Genomic DNA, 21,979 nt, shown 5'->3' with positions numbered 1-21,979 from the left:
CTTCTGTTGCTTGACGATAACCAACTAACAATTCTTCTTGGCTTAAGTGGTTAGCGATCGCAATCTGTTTCGGCATAGTACTTGAATAGATGCACTGCAACGATTCAAACTTTATTATAAGTAATTATCCGAACTTGATATAATTCGATTATCGACAATTAAAGTTACGTGAGTTCGACGGCTCTAAAAACCACACTTCCATTCCTCTCCCCCACAGGGAGAGAGGCTTTGAAACCCTAATTTTTTCGTTGTCAACTAAAAATATTTCTGCCCCTCTGTGCCTCGGAGAGGGGTTGGGGAGAGGTTCATCGAACTCACGTTAAAGTTACTCCAAAAATCGATTCAGGTAGGAAAATAGGATTTGGCTCAGGTTTGTGTTCAGACTTGGCAACAATTACGCTCTGATTTAAGGTGAGTTCGACGAGTATAAGACGATGTTTTAAAAGTCATGATTGATGTATCAAATATTTTTACCCCACCCTAACCCTCCTCTTGGAAAGGGGAGGGAACAACATTTTTTCTGTTTCCCCCAATACATCGGGGAGCCACTGCATTGAGCGGCTTTGCCGACTTGTTCGCTCTTAGCGTTCCCGCAGGGTAGCAAGTGGCGTGGGATTCAGGGGGGTAATCATTCTATTAAAATCACAGCCAACCACTTTTAAAACATCCTCTAAGCATCACTATTTTCTAACCAACATTACCCGCAGCTAACACTTGTTTGACTGTAAGCGCAACTTCCGGGAAAATAGCAGACACAATTTGCTGACTTCGATTATATACATAATAGCGATCGCTTCCGATCTACTCACAGTCTACTCACTGTAGCATTCGGCTAATCTCTGTTCACTTGCAAGGTGAGTAATTTATACTGAATAGGCCCTAACAATACAGCAAACGCTTAAGTAATCTATGATCGCACTGGAAGGGTATAAAGTCCTGACAGAACTGCACGCAAGCCCTAATTCTCAGGTTTATCGAGGATATCGAGAGTTAGATCGACAACCAGTAGTACTGAAAGTTCTGTGGCAAGAATACCCATCCCCAGAAGCGATCGCTCGGTTTAAACTTGAATACGATCTCACGCGCCGCGCTCAAGCGCCGGGAATTATCCAAGCCTATGACTTAAAAAAGTATCAAAACACCTTAGTCTTAATTTTAGAGGATTTTGGGGGACAACCTCTGCGTGAGTTACTCAATCAATCACCTCTACCGCTAGAGAATTTTTTGCAACTGGCTATGCAAGTAGCAGCTGCTTTAGAAGAAATTCATCAGCAACAAATTATTCATAAAGACATTAATCCTGCCAATATTCTTCTCAATCCCACGACTCAACAAACGAAAATAATTGACTTTGGCATTGCTACTTTGCTGTCGCGGGAAAATCCCACGTTGCGAAATCTCAATGTTTTAGAAGGGACTCTCGCTTATATTTCTCCCGAACAAACAGGACGAATGAATCGCTCGATTGATTATCGCACCGATTTTTACTCTTTGGGAGTGACTTTCTACGAACTATTAACCCAGCATTTACCTTTTATTAGTGACGATCCTGTAGAACTGGTTCACAGCCATATTGCCAAGCAACCAATTCCGCCCGATCGCATCAATCCTCAAATTCCGCCAGTGCTTTCGCAAATTGTGATGAAGTTGCTAGAAAAAACTGCCGAAGCGCGTTACCAAAGTGCTTTTGGATTACAGGCAGATTTAGAGCAATGCTTGGAAATGTTGCACGCTACAGGACAAATTTCTTTATTTGAACTAGGACAGCAAGATAACTCCAGTAGATTTCAAATTCCTCAAAAACTCTACGGACGCGAGGCGGAAGTGGCAAATTTGTTGGCAGCTTTTGAGCGAGCTAGTCACGGTGAAAGCGAAGTGATGCTGATTGCAGGTTATTCTGGAATTGGCAAATCAGCCCTAGTTCAAGAAATTTATAAACCGATTACCCAACAACGGGGATATTTTATTTCAGGGAAGTTTGACCAGTTCCAACGCAACATTCCCTACAGTTCTTTAATTCAAGCCTTTCAAGCTTTAATTCGCCAACTATTAACTACAAGTGAAGCCGAAATTGCTATTTGGCGCAAAAAATTATTAAATGCTCTTGGTGTCAATGGTCAGGTGATTATCGAAGTGATTGTAGAGGTGGAACTGATTATTGGTCAGCAGCCACCTGTTGTAGAACTATCGCCCAAGGAAGCGCAAACTCGGTTTAATTTAGTCTTGCAAAACTTCATTAAGGTCTTTACCCACAAGGAACATCCTTTAGTGATGTTCTTAGATGACCTGCAATGGGCGGATAGTGCATCACTCCAGTTGATTCAGTTGTTAATTAGTCAAGCAGACAGTCGATATCTGTTGCTGATTGGTGCTTATCGCGATAATGAAGTAAATAAAAGTCATCCCCTGCGAACAACGATCACATCTTTAGAACAAGCAGGCGTAGCTATTCAGGAACTCACCTTAACGCCCTTAGCATTGCCCGAAATTCAACAACTCCTCAGCGATACCTTCAACAATGCCGATTCAGCAGAAATTACTCCTTTAGCAGAACTGCTGCAACAGAAGACTAATGGCAATCCCTTCTTCATGAATGAATTTTTGAAGTCGCTGTATGCAGAAGAATTACTCCAGTTTAATTTCACTCAGCGACAATGGCAGTGGCAACTGGCGAAAATCCAGGCGGCCCAGATTACCGATAACGTAGTTGAGTTGATGGCGCTGAAAATTCAAAAGCTGCCAGTAGCCACCCAGGAAGCTTTAAAATTAGCAGCTTGTATTGGCAATTCCTTTGATTTGCATACCTTAGCGATCGCTAGCTCAAAATCCCTTGCAGATGTCGCCGCCCAACTCTGGGAAGCCGTGCAAACCGGACTCATTGTACCACAAGGCAATAACTACCAACTGTTGCAAGTTGCCGACCTAGAAGTAACAGCGCTGACAAATTTAGATGTAGTCTACAAATTCTTGCACGATCGCGTCCAGCAAGCAGCTTATTCACTGATTTCTACTGACCAAAAACAGGCAGTACACTTGCAGATTGGGCAACTATTATTACAAGGCATTACTCCCCAAAAGCAAGAAGAAAGAATTTTTGACATTGTTAACCAACTGAATTTCGGCATCAACCTGATTACAGATTCTCAACAGCGACAAAAACTAGCTCAGTTAAATTTAACAGCAGGTAACAAAGCCAAAGCCTCAGCAGCTTATCAGCCAGCCTTAGATTATCTGACAATGGGGATTAACAGCCTAGCAGCTAGTTGTTGGCGACAGCAGTATCAGCTAGCTTTGGCATTGCACACCGCCGCCGCCGAAGCTGCTTATCTGGATGGGAACTTTGAGCGTATGGATGCACTCACAGATGAAGTGCTGCAAAAGACCCGCCGCACAGTCGATCGAGTACAGGTTTATGCCATCCAAATCCAAGCTGCGATCGCCCGCGATCGACTCTTAGCTGCTTCTCAACTCGGTCTGCAAGTTCTGCAACTGTTGGGCATTCCCTTGGCTAGCAACCCCGGTCAACCGCAAATTATGCTGGGATTGCTAAAAACTAAACTTGCTTTGGCAGGTAAGCAGGTACACACCTTAGTTGACTTACCAAAACTCGCCCATCCCACAAAATTAGCGGCAATTCGCATCCTGGCAAGTATTGCCTCGGCGACCTATTTAGCAGCCCCGAATGTTTTTCCTTTGACGGTCTTTAAACAGGTGGAAATATCCGCGAAATCCGGCAATGCGGCGGAATCAGCTTTTGCCTACGCTACCTATGGTTTGATTCTTTGTGGCGTTGTTGGGGATTTGCAAGGGGGATATAAATTTGGTGAATTAGCCTTGCAAGTACTAGACCGCTTCAATGCCAAGCACCTGCAAGCGAGAACTTTATTTGTAGTTAATTCCTTTGTTCGCCACTGGCAAGAACCACTCCAAAATACTATTCCTTCACTGCAAGCAGGATTTCAAATTGGGCGCGATACGGGTGATACCGAATACGCTGCATTTTGTGCCAATACATCCTCTATGCATTGCTATTTTACTGGTCAAAATCTGGCTGAATTAGATGAATGTTTAGCTATTTACGCAGATGCAATTCTGCTGTTTAAGAAAAAACCGATATTTGTTCTCATTCAACTTTATCGCCAAGTAGTTGCTAATTTACAGGGAAAAAATGCTAATCCCTGTCAGTTGAGCGGGGAATTTTATGATGCAACGGCGATGTTAGCCCAGCATATTGAGAGTAACTATCGCACAGCTATTTTTTATATTTATATTAATCAATTAACGCTGAATTATTGGTTTGAAGATTATCCTACGGCTGTCAAGAATGCTGATTTAGCAATTCCTTATTTAGATGCAGTTGTGGCTTTATATATTGTAGGATGGTTCCACTTTTATGACTCTTTAGGACGACTAGCTTTAGCTTCTGTTGTCAGTGCAGCAGAACGTCAAAAGTTACTTCAGCGAGTAACCGCAAACCGGAAAAAATTGCAAGTCTGGGCAAAGTTTTCTCCTGTCAACTATAGTCATAAATTAGCGCTGGTAGAAGCAGAATGGCATCGGGTGCATGGAGAATCTAGTCAGGCGATCGCTTGTTACGATCGCGCCATTGCTTTAGCCCAAGAAAACCAATATTTGAATGAAGCGGCTCTCGCCAATGAATTAACTGCTAAATTTTACCTCGCCCAGAACAAATCCAAGATTGCCCAAGTTTATCTGCAAGAAGCCCGCTATCTTTATTTGCAGTGGGGAGCGATCGCTAAGGTAAAAGATTTAGAAGCCAAGTATCCTCAAATCTTAACGCGCATTCTCGAAAAAGCTGTTAACTCCACTTTATCAACCACTACTTCTCACCCAACCGGTCTTACAAGTACCAGCCGCTCGGAATCATTGGATTTGGTGACAGTCATCAAAGCTTCTCAAACCCTTTCCGAAGAAATTCAGCTAGATAAACTTTTATCTAATTTAATGCAGATTTTAATGGAAAACGCCGGGGCGCAACGGGGATTTTTGCTGTTGTCAACCAAAGGCAAGTTTCTGATTGAAGCTCAGGGAAGTGTTGGTGAGAATACTATTCAGGTGTTAAAATCACTCAGTATTGAAGATAGCCAAATTCTTTCGACTGCGATCGTTAACTATGTGATTCGCACTAAAATTAATGTAGTCTTAAACGATGCCATCAACGAAGCAGTGGGGATTGGGGAATTTATTAAAGACCCTTACATTCGCCAATACCAACCGCGATCAATTCTGTGTACTCCCTTAATTAACCGAGGAAAGTTAGCAGGAATTGTCTATTTAGAAAATAACTTGACAACTGGAGCATTTACCCCAGATCGCTTGGAATTGCTCAACCTGCTTTCAGCACAAGCAGCTATTTCCATTGAAAATGCCCGTTTGTATACCGATTTAGCCGCACTCAACAAAGCTTATGAGCGCTTTGTCCCGCGCCAATTTTTGCAATTACTCAACAAGCAAAGCATTATAGATGTGCAATTAGGCGATCAGGTGCAGCGAGAAATGTCAGTTTTATTTACCGACATTCGCGCTTTCACCACCCTTTCAGAAAGCATGACTCCCGCCGAAAATTTCCGATTTATCAACTCCTACCTCAGTCGCATGGAGCCGATTATTTTGGAAAACAATGGCTTTATCGACAAATATATTGGTGATGCGATCATGGCCTTGTTTGCGGGAGATGCCGATGATGCAGTGCAGGCGGGAATTGCCATGTTGCAGACATTAACAACCTACAACGAAAAACGCCAAACCAAGGGCTACTCACCAATTCAAATTGGCATTGGGATTAATACTGGTTCGCTGATTTTGGGGACAGTCGGCGGGTTGAATCGCATGGATAGCACAGTGATTAGTGATGCGGTTAATCTAGCAGCGCGAATCGAAGGATTGACCAAAACATTCAACGCTCCACTTTTAATTACCGACCAAACTTTTGAGCGCTTACAAAATCGCGATCGCTATGGTATTCGTGTAGTTGGTCAGGTAAAGGTGAAGGGTAAGACGAATGCTGTGACTGTTCATGAAGTATTTACAGCCGATCCCGCAAAAGTTAGTGCAGGTAAAACAGCGACTTTAGAGTTATTTGCCTCAGCATTAGCGTGTTACGAACAACAAGAATTTGCCGCAGCAGCCGAGTATTTTCAAGATTGCTTGCAGCAAAACCCGTGGGATCAAATTGCGCAGATGTATCTTGAGCGCTGTCAGCCAGGAAAAGAAATAGCATCAATTTCTACCGAGGCAGTTAAATTTTAAAGCTGGGGCACACGGGAACGTTAATCGCCTCTGGAGATATCGACTTCTGTGTGGGTGGAGAAATCCCTCCAAATAAGCCGAGTCATGGAAGAGGAAATCCAAGAAGTGATTCCAATACTGCTGGGGTTTTGGATTTTTAACTTGGAATCGGATTTGGGGAAAAGGTTAAAGGGTAAAAGAAAAAGGAGAAAGGTATTGAATACATTCTTTACCCCTTCCCCTTTTCCCTAAGATTGCAAAAATATATTTTTGCAAGAGGCTACTCACCGTCCTGCACGCAGGAAACCACGAGTTCAAAAACGCCGCCCCAAAGCTTACCCCTTCATGACAAAACCTCGACAAGAATTACGTAAACAACTGCAAACTTCTTAATTGGCAACTGTTTTTGCTTTTCTTAGTACCATTTGTCTTTAAGCTACAGTGACTCCTAGCGTATAAGAACCAGGATCGAAAGAGCCAGAATCGAAAGTCCCCCCATTTTGCGGGAAGTAATCATAATCACTTATTGAAATGGAGTAAGTACCTGCCCCTAGTGAAGCGGTGATTGATGGAGAATCACTAGAATTCAGTAAGTTCCCAGCACTATTAAATAGACCGAGAACTGTATCGAGATTAAAACTCTCCGTGCTGATAGTCACAGTTCCTGGGTTGGCTAAAGAAAATGTGAAAAAGTCGAAATCAGGATTGTTTCCTGGAAGTGCTGCCAGTTGAGCAGAGGTATTAACTTCTGAACCTGATGTTAAAGTACCTAGCTTCTCAGCAGTAGCTAGTGTGTTGTTTGTCCTTTGTCCAGCATCTTCTTTCTCGTAGAATAAGAAGTCGTCACTATCAAGCCTCAGAGGCGACGCTTGCACAACACCAACGAGTTCATCTAGCTCTCCTGAGTTGTCCAGAAATACGCTTGTATTGGCTCCCACAGTCTGCAAGCGATAGTCTGCCAGTGTTCCTTTGAGCTGGATTGTATCTTCGTTGGAGTTAAAGCCACTGATGGTAGCGTAGTCTGTCAAACCACTACTTCCAGTGTTGTTATCGTCATAGAAGACATTAGTAGCATCTCCAAGTAAGAACCGATCTTGCCCAGGCCCTCCAGTTAGGATATCGACCTCCCCTAATCCAGGAAGAGAATCAGAACCGTTAGTATCAACGCCTATGAAGACATCATTTCCAGGCCCTCCAAGGAGAGTGTCATTGCCAACCCCGCCACGGAGGGTGTCATTGCCTTCTCCTCCTTCGATTTGGTCATTACCAGCCCCGCCAAACAGGCTGTCATTCCCATTCTCGCCCAAAACGAGGTCATTACCTTCCTGACCATCAAGAAAGTCATCGCCATCTCCACCAAGTAAGTTGTCATTGCCGCCTCTGCCAAGGAGGGTATCACTGCTGCCTCCTCCAATCAGGGAGTCGTTAAAATTAGAACCAAAGACTTGCTCGATATTGAACAGGACATCATTCCCATCTCCCCCACTGGCAGTTCCAGCGCCAAGGTCAACGGTGACTCCAGCAGTGGCATTTGAATAGTCAGCAGTATTAATGCCAGTCCCACCAAAGAGTTGGTCATCCCCGCCTCCACCTTGGAGTTGGTCATCGCCATCCCCACCAAGCAAGGCGTCATTGCCGTTGCCGCCTAGCAGGGTATCATTGCCTTCTCTACTAATGAGGTTGTCATTCCCGTCCTCACCATTGAGAAAGTCATTGCCAGCCCCACCCAGCAGGATGTCAATGCCACTACCGCCAAGCAGGGAGTCATTGCCGTACCCGCCATTGATAAAGTCGTCATTAGCCCCGCCAAGCAGGGTGTCATTGCCGTTATCGCCAAAGAGGCGGTCATTACCAGCCTCACCATTGACAAAGTCATTCCCGTCCCCACCACTGATGAAGAAGTCATTGCCAGCTCCGCCAAGGATGGTGTCATTGAACCTAGAACCAACGACTCTTTCAATCTCCAACAGGACATCATTCCTGCCCTGCCCTGTAGCGGTTCCAGTGGCAAGGTTGATCGTGACTCCAGTAGTGGCACTGAAATAATCAGCAGTATCAACGCCAATTCCACCCAAGAGTTGGTTATTGCCAGTCCCACCACGCAAGATGTCATCGCCAGCCCCACCACGGACAGTATCGTTGCCTTCCTCGCCATCCAGCAGGTCATCGCCAGCCCCACCATCAAGCAGGTCATCGCCACCTTTACCAAAGAGGGTGTCATTACCGCGCCCGCCGATTAGAAAGTCTTTGAAACCAGAACCAATGACTTGTTCGATATTAAACAGGACATCATTCCCTGCCCCTCCACTGGCAGTTCCAGTCGCTAGGTTAACGGTGACACCGGCAGTGCTATTTGAATAGTCAGCAGTATCATTGCCAGTTCCACCAAAGATTTTGTCATCCCCGTCCCCTCCTTCTAGTCGGTCATGGCCAGCCCCGCCAAGGAGGGTGTCATCGCCAGCCTGACCAGTCAAGTTGTCATTGCCATCCTCGCCATCAATCTGGTCATCGCCAGCCCCGCCATTGAGCGTATCAAACCCTTCCCCGCCAAAGACTTGGTCTTTACCGTCTTCTCCAGAGAGTCGGTCATCTCCGTCCCCGCCTTCGAGAAGGTCATTGCCAGATCCAGCAAGGAAAACATCATTACCAAACCCACCAAGCAGGGTGTCGTCACCGCCTTTGCCAAGGAGTTGATCGTCCTCTTCCTGGCCATCGAGAAGGTCATTGCCAGATCCACCAAGGAGGACATCATCGCCGAACCCACCAAGCAGGGTGTTCTCCCCGTCCTCACCATTGAGAAGGTCATTGCCGTCCTCGCCATTAAGCGAGTCATTGCCAGCCCCACCCAAGAGGTCATCATTGCCGCTCCGACCAAAGAGGTTATCATCACCACCCTGACCAAGGATAGCGTCATTGTCAAACGTGCCAATTAGAGTGTTATTGCTGTTATCTCCAATAATGTCTGCCATATCAATCCTCTCGGTTATAAGTTTGATTCAGAGATATTCGCTAGCAGAAGTGTCATCTATGAGTAGCCCTGCCAGTGCAAAGAAACCCTAGTAGTCTGCCAACCCAAAATTGTTAAGTGAGAGCTAGGAAAAGAAGTTCATGTTAAAGATTAAAAGAGTAAACATCTTTTCCCTTTTCCCTTGCTTTTTACCGAGCCAAGTTTCCTTGGCGAACCACTAAATAGGTAGTTCAAATAAATGCAGTATGCATCTACTTAGACTGGTTTCGTAACTGCTCAATAATTCGAGGTAAATCGTTCAGTGACAAGTCTCAAAAGGCGTAAACTCGTTCTTGAACTGGTAGTTCGCCCCGATTTATTGAGCGGATAGCTGGTTTATTGGTCTAGACACTGCCTAAATAGCTATCACTAGCATAGGGCAAACGGCTCTTATTTGCTACTAAAAACTAAGAAAGGAACATTGGTCACAAATTCAGATTGTGAGCTAGTTGTCAAGGGGATTTTAGAAGATGCTTGAAAGAAAAACTCTTTGGTTCCTCGTTGTTTCTCAGGGAAAGGTGCAACAATGAGCTTCATGTTTGGTTTTCGTTGTCGTTTAATGCCTAAGTCCTAATTTTCAGGAGCAGCAAAATACTTGATAGGGTTAGATGCTAGACTTTTTAGATGAGCAACGTAAAAATGATTTTGACCGCGATAAATCATTTCTAAAGAAATCTGGTCAAAGGATAAGAAAAGCTCATCAGTTACAGCATCGCCTAAATCTACGAATACAGCATAAAATAACTATGCACCCCTCTCTTTGTAGCTGAATATCGTTAAGAGAACCAGTCGATAAATAACTTAAGCCCAAGAGACGTTTGACAGTATTAAAAGCATCTTTAATTGCCATCTTCGCCGATATGAAAAGTTTTGAGGAGTTAAATTTTATGTTAATCGCCTCACCACGATCCGGATCGTGGCAAGATAAATAAAAGTCTCTGATGTTTGATATGATGTCCGGAAAATCACCCATGATATAAATAGAAATACATAGATAAAAATACATGAAATGATGCGACCGCAACAGGACTTACGCAACTGGCACAGAGCGATCGCTATCAAAAAACTTTGGATAGTTGACTATCGTATTTATGACCCAAAAAGAGATGGAAAACGACGGCTCCGATCGGTTAATGAATACCGCTCCTCGACAGGAAACTTTTTGGATAGTTTGCAGATTTTCATAGCTGCATCGAATGCCATTTGATAAACTTTCAAATCTTTATAATTTTTAATTGGTTCTCTGCCCATCTCCTCTGCCCCCCTGCCCCCTCCTTCTCATTTCAAAAATCCTGAAAAAGTTGATATTTGGACATTTGAGGGTAAAAACTCAACTATTAAATTAAAACCTAGTGTTATACCTGAAGCAAAACAGCAAATCAAATTGCAATGCCAGGGTATGAATAATGAATAGTGAAATTACTGAACTCCGATTTCCAGAGGCAGCAATGACTGCCAGTCGTGAGGAACTATCGAATTTACCTTTGAATGTCATCTATGGAGATGTACCGGCAGATTTGTCTGGACATACGTTCATTATTGCTCCTGTAGGTAGTATTGCCTCTGGGGGCTTACCCAATCCGAATGCAACCCACATTTTTAACGGTGATGGGATGATTTACCGCTTGGATTGGCAAGCCGGACAGGTTACTGTCAAGACGAAACTGGCACGCACACCTTGTTACTATGCAGATCGAGCAACTTTTAACAATCTTGCCTATCGCTCTTATCAATTTCGCGATCGCGGGTTGCTGCGCTTCTCTCCTTCCTTGGGCTTGCGAGATGAGGTGGATATTGCCTTTCTCGCCTTTAATACGGCTAAAGACAGCCAAGAGCGATTAATGATTACTTATGACGCTGGTCGTCCCTACGAAATTGATACCAGTAGCCTAGAGGTTGTAACCCCAGTGGGAGGTAATACTGAGTGGAAACCGTTTCTACCTTTTTCCTATCCTTTTCCCCCTGTGTTGAGTACGTCTCACCCAGCCTTTGATGGTTATACTAACGAAGTTTTCTTAGTTAACTATGGGCGATCGCTGAGTAATTTTCTTGAAAGTGCGCGTTTCATTTATGACCTCGAACAACTGCCCCAGGAACTACAGCAATTGCTAAATGCGATCGCTCAACTTTTAGACAACAATCCTTTGCAGATTCCCTTGGGAATGTTCTCAAAGTTTTCTCAAAGTTTCTCGCAACTATTGATTGGCTGGATTGAGAAATTGTTGGGAACTGCTATGCCAGATTTTGTTCGTTTGATGCGATGGGATGGTGTCGGCAAACTCCAGCAGTGGGAGTTGATACTGCCGGATGGTTCCTCGGTGCGAATTGAACAAAGCATCCATCAGTTGGCAATTACCAAAGATTACGTAGTGCTGATGGACACTTCCTTGAAGATTGGCCCAGAACAAATCCTGAATAATCCCATTCCCGATAGTTTGGAAACTGAGCGCCTCCTGCGACGATTACTGACGCGATCGCAGCAGCCCAATTCCCCCATTTACATCGTGCGTCGGGCTGACCTGAAAGCAGATGTGACTACTGTAGTAGTCACATCTGCTTTAATTCCTTTAGAAACAGTGCATTTTTTGACCGATTACGAAAACCCTGACGGTCAAATTACAATGCATACTGCTCATCTCTGCGCTACAGATATTGCCGAATGGGTTCGCAAGTATGATATCTCAAAATTTGACGCTCCCAAATCTGCGCCTCTGTGGTTGGGAGGAATGTTATCTAATGGGCAAATGGATGTAGGTCGTTTAGGTCGCTATCAAATAAATGGCGAGACAGGTCAGATTCGAGATGCTAAAGTAATTTACGATACTCGCCGTCATTGGGGTATAGGGTTCTACGCTTGCCAAGAAAAGCTGGCCTCTGGATTGCCTGCTCAACGAATTGATAATATTTACTGGCAATCTCTCGGTTTTTGGCCAGAATTGCTGACTGAGTTTATTTACAACTTGTACAAAGACTATCCCTACCGGGCTGTACCACTAAAAGAATTACTGGAACGACAAGAAGCATTTCACAATCGCCCTTCTTCTTTGTTTCGGGTAGATACAATCAAAATGGAGGTGGCAGATTTTTATGATGCGCCTCCCGGTTACTTCATCAGTTCGCCCCAGTTTGTACCGAGATTGAACAGCAATGGCAGTTCTACAGATGGCTATATCGTCTGTACGGTATTTGGGGGAAATAACAACGAAATTTGGATTTTCCAAGCCGATCGATTAGGGGCTGGCCCTATATGCAAATTGAGCCATCCTCAACTGGATTTTGGCTTCACAATGCACACTACTTGGTTATCTGCGATCGCACCTCGCACTGCTAGTTATGATATCCCCGTGCGACAGGATTATGAATCGTTACTTAAGCAGCCAGCCATTCAGCAATTATTCACAGAAGCAGTTTATCCGCACTTTCAATAGAAGTTGCGATTTGGCAAAAAGCATATAGATTAGGAGATTTTAAAAGCGTGAATGTGAGGAACAGTAACGTTTCTACCTTCTGCCTCCTGCCTCCTGCCTCCTGCCTTTTACCAATTGCAACATTCTCAAATCAGGGCACATTACTACTAGGAAGAACGACTATTATGACTAAATTATCTAAAAATGCACGAATTTGTATTGTTGGGGCGGGAGCAGCCGGATTATCTACGGCTTACTTTTTGAAAAAGCAAGGCTACCGCAACGTACTTGTCTTAGAAAAAGCTGGACGGGTAGGGGGATTGTGTTGTTCTATTACTTACAATTCCCGTTCCTTTGATTTGGGAGCAAATTATCTCACCCCTGCCTACAAAGAAGTTCTCAAAATGGCTGAAGAAGTCGGCGCTCCACTTTACAGTGAAGGGCCAGGGCAAGTCTACAATCCTTTTAAATCTCAACCAGGACAACCTGCCTACACCTCAATTATGAAGGCCGTTACTGAGGGAACTGATCGAGTAACGTTTTTGGCAGCCGTTGGACGCTTTTGGTGGGAGCGTCTTTGGTTAGAGCCAATTATTTCCGTTCCTGGGTTTGCCAGTATTAGTCAACATCCCGAACTGACTCAACCTTTTTCCCAGTGGTTAGCACAAAAAGATTTGTCATGTCTAGCAACTTTGTTTGAAATTCCGATTACCGCGATGGGCTATGGCTATTTAAACGAAATCCCCACCGTCTATGCTTTAAAATACATGACCCTAGAAACCTTTGGGACTTTAGTTACTTACGGTGCAGATATGCGCTGCGGTTGGCCTAAACGGTTTATTGATGGTTTCCAACGCTTCTGGGAGCGTGTTGCTTGGGGAATAAATGTGCGCTTGAATATTGACATCAAAGAAATCAAGCGTGGAGCAATTACACGGGTGCGGTTCACCGAACAAGAGCAAATTCTTGACAAGATTGTTACCCATGAAGAAGTTTTAGAATTTGACTATCTGGTTTTAGCTTGTCCGTTGACGTTGAATGTTCTCAACACCTTTCTCGATTTGTCGCCAGCAGAAAAAGACCTATTCGAGCAGATAATTCTCAATCCCTACAGTTTGATTACTTATCTAATTCCCGATCTGGAAATGCCAACCCCAGTAACTAATGTCATTCCCTTAAATGCAATGGGGAATCCCTGGTTTATCGCTCAACAGTTTGCTGACAATGACCTGATTGCCTTTTACACTCGCTTAGATCGTGAGGGAAAAATCACTAAAACAGATGTTCTCCAAGGGATTCAAAAGACATTAAAGAATTTGGGAGTGCAAGTAGATGATGATTACTACACCTACGATAAGTGGCCTTACTTTCCTCACGTTACTTCAGAGGTCATGCAAGCGGGATTTTATGATCGCTTAGAAGCGATGCAAGGTCAACGCAAGACCTTTTATGTGGGAGGCTTATTGAATTTTGAGTTGGTTGAGACTATTGTGGAGTATTCAAAAAGTTTAGTCGAGAAGAACTTTTAGTCTAGAAAACTTCTTTCTCGCTTGAAGTAAATAGACTTTTTGCATAAATCAATGAGCTTTCACCCTAAATCCTTCTTCCAAGGGAGCTGTGTACACACAAGTTATTATTACCCCCTCTAACGATTAACCAGCGTTTTACCCCACCCTAACCCTCCCCTTATAAATGGGAGGGAACTATATTTCTTTTTTTCCCCCAATATATTGGGGTGATTAAGGGGGGTAATTTGACTTGTGTGTACACCGTAGCTTTCCAAGGAGGGATTAATATTATGTCCGCCTAATTAGGAACCACATCTATTGTCAGGACACAGCATTGCTGATATGTGTCAACTTCATCTGGAAATAGCTTATCTGTTGGCTTACATCCCCGCCCGGAAAGAAATTTTCTGGCTTTTAGCTTAACTCTACTTCAGTAGACTGGAGATTTTTGGCGATATTTAGTCATCTTCAGATGACTTTAGCAATGAGACGGGAATTTCAATTCCCGGCAGACAAGAGCATTGCTGTGCCCTTACCGCGTGGTCTATTTACTTAAAAATAGCTGTAAGCGATCGCCTAGTTTAAAATACAAAAATCTTCAAATTCATTTCTTATTTGATGAAATATATTAAAGGTATTGCTGAGTAAAATACCTTTACTCAGCATTCCCATAACAGCGAAAATCGGTTTAAACGGTGACTCTTGTACCGTCAAATTTGGTAAAGGTGAAGCCATTAAATATTTCGTTATAACCCAGTCTCTCATCTCTGAGCAGACTAATAGCAACCTCTTCTCCTAAAGCCAAACCAGCAGAACCATCCGAACGCCAATGGATACCACCGTGGCCGCGACCAATAGCATAGTTAGTTGCCAGTTTATTTAACTCTCCACCCACAGTTAATGGCGGGCCACTGTAAGCAATTACTTTTGTCGGGTCATTGGGATCGGGCACTACTGGTGAGGGGATAACAAAGTTTTCATCAAAGAATGCTTTCAACAGTGTGACATTAACACCAGCAATAGCAGCCGCACCACCTGTATAGGAGGAATGGGTTGGTGATGCTTCTGGATATGCTTGGGGCAATAGATAAGTACCAAAGGTGCTAAAGGTCTGAGCCAAAGCTTGGGAATTAAGCAGCTCAGAATTAATTGGATACTGAGTTTTATTCACAATGTTGTTGTAGACTAGTCCACCATAGGCTTCTGGGCGCAGAATGCGGTGTACATGATACTTCTGCCAGTACGAGGCTCTAATCACGCGTGAACTACCCAAATTAAGCAAGGCTTGGAAATGTCCGAGTGCAAACGTTGCATTAGAACCAATTTGCGTCTTCGATCTGACGTAGGGATTGCCCGGATTTAAAGGTGTACCGTTGCTGTTAAGAATCAAGGAGGCTCCTAAGTATGTAGGGCCGCCAATATGGGCATACTCACCTAAATCCCGAACTGTGACTATGTAACGGTTTTTGGGGTCGTATTTAATAGATTTCCCAGAACTACCTCCATTCTGAACAGCCAACCATTCCTGGAAATTGAGTAGAAAGTCATTACCAGGAAGAGCAGTACGAATCAATGGCGAAACAGACTGAGTTCCCCAAGGAATGATTTGCAACAAAAATTGTGAGATATAAGGCCCATCTAGCACCCCTGGCGGAGTAACATATCTTGTACTTGAACCGGAACCGACATAGTTGACACTACCACGAAATAAAGTTTGAGGGGTGACACGACCATTTTGTTTTGGCCCTCGAAACGCCGAAAGCTTGTTGAGGTCTTCAACTGCTGCCAAAACTTTTGGGTCATCAGTATTGTTTTGAAACTTGGAAAGAGGTACATCTCGGAGTAAAGCTTGCCAGTAGAGTTCAACTGCTTCAGCAGCGCGCTCTGCACTAGCTAGAGATGGTGGTGGTGGTACAGCTATTTGCGCTGCATTGATTCCTTCTAAGCTGATTGCTAGAGGCCCTTGAGGATTGACCAGCTTTCTGGTGCCACCCAAAATGATATTTTCATAATCATTCGGGTTTTGCGTTGTTAGTGCTTTGGTCAAAGAGTCGTAAGCTTCCAGCTTAACTTCGCCTAGTTGGTTATGCGGTAGTCCTCTACTATCAGAGCCGATTTTATTGGGATAACGCTCCTCATCGCCGTTGGTCGGATGGGGCGGAATCGGAATATTTCGTTCCAGTGTCGCTGCTTCAAGACGTACTCTATAGGCTTTATTAACAAACCTGCTGTAGTCGAAGGGTCGATTATTATACCGCCTGTTGATAGCTTGGGCTTGTACAACATCTCCAACATTTCCTCCGTTTTTTGAGGAGAAAGGTGAACCTAAAACTCCTGCAACAACGCTAGCGGCACTAAACAAACCAGCGCGACCAAGAAATGAGCGTCTGCTGGCTTGACTACCAAAGAAACGTTTGCTAGCTACACGGGGTTGTTTCAGTTTATCTATTTCGCTATTAGCCTGAGTAGTTTGCTCGGAACCTTGATGAGAATTTGGATCTACTTGCATGAGATGTTCTCCACTAGAAAAAATAATCCAAAAATTTAGTCATAAGTGAATACATGAGCATCTGAAAACTAGAACAAATAGCTACACAGAAAATGCCCACTTCCAGAGAAACAGGGAAATTAAATCTGATTTGGGATGATATCTGGGGTTACTTTACTGGTAATGGAAGGTAACTTGCATAAGAGTGATATCAAGTTCGGTTAAACACTTAATCATATCTGTATGTTAAGTTGAAGAACCTAGAATCTAATGTGAATAGCATCTTTTAGAGAAAGGGCTTCTCGCAGTCAAACCCAACATTTGATCATTGTTTAGGTTGGGTTTTACTGCCGTTCAACCCAACCTAAATTGATAGATTATATTAGAAGTAATCACCCAAACTTGATATGATTCTCCTTACAGTCATATTGGCATTCAATGCTGCTATGATGACTCGATCGCATGGCTGTTATACTTTTGTAGTTGTAATCAGTGCGATCAGATGTTGCCGGATTAAAGCACAGCTAAAACCACGGCTTACTTCCAGTCAAGCTATGTAGTACTGTAAATCTATCGATTTACCGTATTTTACAGATGTTAAATCAGACTTTCTCACAATCGGTGATAAAAATCAAGAGGTTTTTACAATAAACTTAGCAAGAGCGGGAAACCCTAGAATAACAGCACACAGTGTTGTATTCTCTGCTTGAGACTGTGGATAAAACGCAACGCGGTGGGTTTTGATCGAGTATCAACAAAGGCGGTTGTTGTTGAAAGGTTGAGTTGAGAGAACTACGAGTAGGCGTAGCCCGTCATAGACATCGCTTCCAGACAACATCCCATCAAAGCGGATTTAGCCTTTATTGGACTGGGCAATTAAGCCCAACTCTGCATAAATTGGATGCACTATTTTTCTTATTTGGGGCAGTTGTCTACTAAAGAAATATGCTCCTAAAATGCAACAAACAACGCCAAATAATAAAGAATTATTAACACCAAAGTAACCTGTTAATGCTCCAAAAAATAAATTACCAAAAGGTAGTATTCCTAAAAAACCAGTTGTAAATATACTAGTTACTCTACCTCTTTTGTCTTCATCAGGAAGAATTGATTGTACAAAGTTACTGATTGAAGCCAAGGTGAGAGTATTATTCATACCAATAATAAACATGAATAGTAGACAAATCTCCAAATTATTTGAGCGAGAAAAAACTGTTAAACCTAAACCTAAAAGTGCAGCAGATATTGCTATAATTTTTCCCAGTCCCATAACATTTTTTCTAGAAATGAGATAAATACCTGAAACTATGGAGCCAAAAGCCGAAGCTGTCATCAGAAAGCCCATAGTTTCAGCGTTTCCCTTTATTACTTCTTGAGCAAAAATCGGCACTAGATTTACATGAGTCATTCCCATAAAACAAATAACAAATTGTGATATTAATAAATATTTAATCGGCATAAATTCGTATGCGTAAACAAATCCTTCTTTAAGGTTTTTCCATATTTTTGCTTTTTGAACCAAGGAATTATTGATAACTGGGTTAACTTTGATAGTTAAGATTGCAGATACAAATGGTAGATAGCTGATACTATCTACTAAAAAGCAGGAAGCTGCACCAGACCTAGCAATCAGTAAACCCCCAATCATCGGGCTAACAAACTTCGCTGTATTAATCAAGAATGAATGGAAAGCCATTGCACTATAAGTATCTGATTTCTTATCCAGAAGTCTGGGAATAATTACCTGACGTGCTGGTAAATCGAAAGCTTTTACCGTTCCCTGAAGCGTGCCAATGACAATAATCCATGTAACATTGATGTTATCGCTAAGAGTTAAAAAGGTTAAGGTAGAAGATAGCAGAATAGATACTAGCTGAGTAGTTAATAGAACATATCGTAAGTTCCAGCGATCTAGCAATACTCCTACCAATGGTGTAATAATTAAGCCCATAGCTTGATTTGTAAATCCAGCTACACCCACTAATACAGCCGAATTAGTTAGCTGATAAACTAGCCATACCAAAGCAATTTGAGTCATCCAAGACCCAAAAAAAGATAAACTTTGTCCAATAACGAAACAAGAAAAGTTTACAGATTTAAGCGCAGGTGGAATTTCAAAAAAAAACTTTGGTTTATGTTTTTGGACTTTTACTCTATTACTTGGTATCATTAGTTTTTCCCTCTTTTAAAATTATTCCAACCCTATTTAAGATTTTCATCCTTTGTTCGTTGTTAGAACTTACGCACAAGAGATCCATTAGCCCCCTTTTTTCTCCTCTTTTGTTACTTTTGGAGAATGCAATAACCCAAAACTTTATCGGGTTTTAGTTTCTACTTTTTGTCTAAAAACTTTAGTTTTTCTTAAAAAATCAAGCTTCAAAGTTTGATTCAACCTAAATCTCAGAATCTGGATTCGATTATTGTTTTTTGAGAGTAGCAAACCAGGATTAAGAGGGGATAGACGTTTCTAGTTGTTAGGTTGTGTTGCCTTTCGTGCGCTTTGCGTTCACTCTATTCATAGTGTTTTTTCCTTTAACCTATTACCTTTGGATTAAAATAATTTGCACGGATGAGGACATTGGTAAAAACTTTGAAATCCAATGTCTCTAGTAATTTTTGTGATGAAGTTTTAGCAGCCTTGAAATAGTATTAGCAAGGCTTAATGTTAGCAAGACAGAAAGTTTGTACACTTATTATTAAAGTAAAAAATAGCACTTTGATGACTAGAATGCATACAATACCATGTTTGGTCGAATAGCCACAACCCCTACCGGTAAACAGCAAGGGTTTGAGGTGGTTGATGCTCAATTAAACCCAGTTGAGATCGCAGCCAAGCGCGATCGCATTGAACAGACCAGAGTTTATCGTGTCTAAGTTGTTTAGCTGCCAGATGTGGCCAGTAAGGATTGCGAATGAGCGATAAACGCCACAGCCAACAAAAAGCATCCCAGAGTACAAACGCCTGATTATGTCTAGCTATTTATTTGGTTGCACAAATAATTAGGTATGCATATTTTCATAAAGACTGTATACTATCTAAAATACATTAAATCGACCGATAAAGTGTAGTATACCATCTAGTTCATGTAAATACCTGCCAGTCAATTATTTAACTGCACTAATCAGAAAACAGAATGGTTTCTTTCATCCATAGTGGGCGATCATGAACAGCTTCTGTTTTATTGGTTTAGTTTGAGTTGTGCAATCTCAAATAGTCTGCATGTCACGATTATTACAAGGAAAAGATTTTATGAGCAACATCCAACTGTACTTCGCCAAAGCCTCTACCTTTTCTCAACGTACTCGTGTAGTCTTACTGGAAAAAGGCATTGACTTCACCCCGATAGAAATTGACTTACAAAATAAACCAGATGGGTACACGCAGATTTCGCGCTATGGTAAAGTTCCGGCTATCAAACATGGGGATGTTGAAATTTACGAGTCCGCCATTATCAATGAATATCTAGATGAAGTTTTTCCAGAGCCACCTTTATTACCCCGCGATCCCGCAGCTAAAGCGATCGCTCGGATTTGGATAGACTACGCCAATACTTGCCTTGTCCCGGCTTTTAACAAATTTTTGCGCGGTAAAGATAGCACCGAACAAGAACAAGGACGAAAAGAGTTCACAGAAGCGCTTTTATATATTGAGAAGGAAGGATTAGGCAAAGGTGATTACTTCTTAGGAGATCAATTTAGCCTAGTTGATATCAGCTTCTATCCCTGGTTTGAACGTTTACCACTCTTAGAACACTTCCGCAAATTCACACTACCGGCAGAAACACCTCGTTTGCAGACATGGTGGAACAGGTTAAGCGATCGCTCCTCAATCCAAGCAGTAGCAAACCCTGTGGACTTCTACTTGCAAAGATTCGCCAAGGTTCTCGGTGAACCTGTTCCTGTTGGTGCATCTCAAAAATAGGGCACAAAGGTATGGTAATGGGGAGTGAACCGTTAACTGTTGAGTATTGACCAAAAATTAACCAAAATCCAAAATGGGATGACCTATGAGCTTAAATAACCAAGTTCTAGATAGACCGATTTCCCAAGAACTGCCATCCGTAGAGGCTAACCTCAGTTACCTGGTTCCAATGGCAGAAAAACCTGTTAACTATACTTACGAACCGCCAACCGGGATTCCTCGCACGAATGCAACTTATCAGACGCACAAACTGCCAATTTACAACGCTCGTTCTATCTCAGAGAACATCTCGTTAGATCGAGAAGGATTCGCCTTTACTGGACATAATACTAATGTCCGCAACTTTTACGATGAAGACGAAGTACGCCGCGTTTACTATCCAGAAGCCGAGCAATTGTTAAAAGAGGTGACAGGTGGAACTAAGGTAGTGATATTCGATCGTACCTTGCGTAACGCCGGTCAGTCAAAGCCAGGTGAGAATGATATTAAAGAACCCGCAAAGCGCGTACACAACGACTTCACCGGCAAATCAGGCTATACTCGCGCCCGTTTAGAACTAGCAGCGCGAGGCATAGATGATGATGATATTGATACGTTATTAAAACAACGATTTGCCATCGTCAATGTTTGGCGAGCGATCGCACAACCAATCCAAGAGTCACCCTTAGCACTGTGTGACGCGCAAAGTATTGCATCCACAGACCTTGTAGCTGGCGATCTTGTCTACCGCGATCGGGTTGGTGAGACATACGGAATCACGTATAACTCCCAACATAAATGGTTCTACTTTCCGCAAATGCACAGAAACGAAGCAGTATTTATCAAATGCTTCGACTCCGCAGAAGACGGATACGCCCGTTTTGCTGCCCATACAGCCTTTGAAGACCCCACCAGCCCAGCTAACGCTCCCCCACGAGAAAGTATCGAACTCCGAACATTGGTCTTTTACCCCGCATAGATCGCAGAAACTTGTCTCAAACTCCTACTCTTTGCGCCTCTGCGTAAAACAATTTACATCAGTTTTCGTGTATTTGAACCACACCGTTAGTAGGGGCGTAAGAGGATGTTTAAAAAGTATTTTTGGTAACATTTAAGTCTCAGAAACCTAACCCCCCTAGCCCCCCTTCCCTACAAGGGAATGGGGGTTTCAAAGCCTCTCTTCGTTTGCCTAACGGCAGGCTGACGCCAACGGGGAGAGGAATGGAAGCGGGGTTTGTAGTATACTTTGTGACTTTTCAAACAACCTCTAAGCTCGATTTTATCCATTTTTTTCACAACGCGATCGCTTAATCTGAAACCTTTGTAGGACAGGAGTTTTACTTTTTTAGCTTCATCGACGATCTATCACGTGGAAAAAGTATTTGCCAAAAAGCTAGGGTTTTTGCCGGATAAAGAAAG

At 42.8% G+C, this 21,979-nt stretch carries 9 protein-coding genes and 2 pseudogenes; 6 read left to right on the top strand and 5 right to left on the bottom strand.

Annotated features, from left to right (window positions below; genetic code table 11):
* Window positions 1–909 precede the first annotated feature (909 nt).
* A complete protein-coding gene (locus RMY32_RS26835) occupies window positions 910–6,270 on the top strand; it encodes an AAA family ATPase (protein WP_322712670.1) in 5,361 nt (1,786 codons plus the stop codon).
* A 410-nt stretch (window positions 6,271–6,680) separates the two neighbouring features.
* On the opposite strand, the gene RMY32_RS26830 is transcribed toward RMY32_RS26835, so the two are convergent.
* The 3 genes and pseudogenes from RMY32_RS26830 to RMY32_RS26820 form a co-directional block, all read right to left on the bottom strand.
* Entirely contained in the window at window positions 6,681–9,218 is a 2,538-nt protein-coding gene (locus tag RMY32_RS26830; protein WP_322712669.1) for a pre-peptidase C-terminal domain-containing protein, read from the bottom strand.
* Window positions 9,219–9,646: 428 nt separating this feature from the next.
* Window positions 9,647–10,117: pseudogene (locus RMY32_RS26825) on the bottom strand (IS4 family transposase); the annotation flags it as partial.
* Between the two features lie 252 nt (window positions 10,118–10,369).
* Window positions 10,370–10,507: pseudogene (locus RMY32_RS26820) on the bottom strand (four helix bundle protein); the annotation flags it as partial.
* 155 nt (window positions 10,508–10,662) lie between these two features.
* Between RMY32_RS26820 and RMY32_RS26815 the strand changes: the two are divergent.
* Entirely contained in the window at window positions 10,663–12,684 is a 2,022-nt protein-coding gene (locus RMY32_RS26815) for a carotenoid oxygenase family protein (RefSeq protein WP_322712667.1), read from the top strand.
* Between the two features lie 164 nt (window positions 12,685–12,848).
* A complete protein-coding gene (locus RMY32_RS26810; RefSeq protein ID WP_322712666.1) occupies window positions 12,849–14,192 on the top strand; it encodes an FAD-dependent oxidoreductase in 1,344 nt (447 codons plus the stop codon).
* A 667-nt stretch (window positions 14,193–14,859) separates the two neighbouring features.
* Here the strand turns inward: RMY32_RS26810 and RMY32_RS26805 are convergent.
* Both RMY32_RS26805 and RMY32_RS26800 read right to left on the bottom strand, forming a co-directional pair.
* A complete protein-coding gene (locus tag RMY32_RS26805; protein ID WP_322712665.1) occupies window positions 14,860–16,680 on the bottom strand; it encodes a vanadium-dependent haloperoxidase in 1,821 nt (606 codons plus the stop codon).
* A gap of 832 nt (window positions 16,681–17,512) precedes the next feature.
* Complete coding sequence (locus RMY32_RS26800; protein ID WP_322712664.1) at window positions 17,513–18,829, bottom strand: MFS transporter; 1,317 nt, start codon at window positions 18,827–18,829, stop codon at window positions 17,513–17,515.
* A 572-nt stretch (window positions 18,830–19,401) separates the two neighbouring features.
* Here RMY32_RS26800 and RMY32_RS26795 point away from each other — a divergent pair.
* The 3 genes from RMY32_RS26795 (at window position 19,402) to RMY32_RS26785 (ending at window position 21,539) form a co-directional block, all read left to right on the top strand.
* Window positions 19,402–19,533 (top strand): hypothetical protein, encoded by a 132-nt coding sequence (locus RMY32_RS26795; protein WP_322712663.1) that lies wholly within the window; start codon window positions 19,402–19,404, stop codon window positions 19,531–19,533.
* A 376-nt stretch (window positions 19,534–19,909) separates the two neighbouring features.
* Entirely contained in the window at window positions 19,910–20,581 is a 672-nt protein-coding gene (locus RMY32_RS26790; RefSeq protein WP_322712662.1) for a glutathione S-transferase family protein, read from the top strand.
* A gap of 85 nt (window positions 20,582–20,666) precedes the next feature.
* Window positions 20,667–21,539: a CmcJ/NvfI family oxidoreductase gene (locus RMY32_RS26785; protein ID WP_322712660.1), complete on the top strand. Its 873-nt coding sequence runs from the start codon at window positions 20,667–20,669 to the stop codon at window positions 21,537–21,539.
* The last annotated feature ends 440 nt before the right edge of the window (window positions 21,540–21,979 follow it).

It is taken from the genome of Nostoc sp. ChiSLP03a (assembly GCF_034531215.2).
Taxonomy (GTDB): Bacteria; Cyanobacteriota; Cyanobacteriia; order Cyanobacteriales; family Nostocaceae; genus Nostoc.
Note: the sequence above shows the minus strand (reverse complement) of the source record. Positions and strands in the feature narration are given on the sequence as shown.

Excerpts from the sequence above, each read along its gene's own strand:
- RMY32_RS26815 (WP_322712667.1), top strand. The coding sequence starts at position 10,663 with ATGAATAGTGAAATTACTGAACTCCGATTTCCAGAGGCAGCAATGACT.
- RMY32_RS26810 (WP_322712666.1), top strand. The coding sequence starts at position 12,849 with ATGACTAAATTATCTAAAAATGCACGAATTTGTATTGTTGGGGCGGGA.
- RMY32_RS26785 (WP_322712660.1), top strand. The coding sequence starts at position 20,667 with ATGAGCTTAAATAACCAAGTTCTAGATAGACCGATTTCCCAAGAACTG.
- RMY32_RS26795 (WP_322712663.1), top strand. The coding sequence starts at position 19,402 with ATGTTTGGTCGAATAGCCACAACCCCTACCGGTAAACAGCAAGGGTTT.
- RMY32_RS26835 (WP_322712670.1), top strand. The coding sequence starts at position 910 with ATGATCGCACTGGAAGGGTATAAAGTCCTGACAGAACTGCACGCAAGC.
- RMY32_RS26830 (WP_322712669.1), bottom strand. The coding sequence starts at position 9,218 with ATGGCAGACATTATTGGAGATAACAGCAATAACACTCTAATTGGCACG.
- RMY32_RS26800 (WP_322712664.1), bottom strand. The coding sequence starts at position 18,829 with ATGATACCAAGTAATAGAGTAAAAGTCCAAAAACATAAACCAAAGTTT.
- RMY32_RS26805 (WP_322712665.1), bottom strand. The coding sequence starts at position 16,680 with ATGCAAGTAGATCCAAATTCTCATCAAGGTTCCGAGCAAACTACTCAG.
- RMY32_RS26790 (WP_322712662.1), top strand. The coding sequence starts at position 19,910 with ATGAGCAACATCCAACTGTACTTCGCCAAAGCCTCTACCTTTTCTCAA.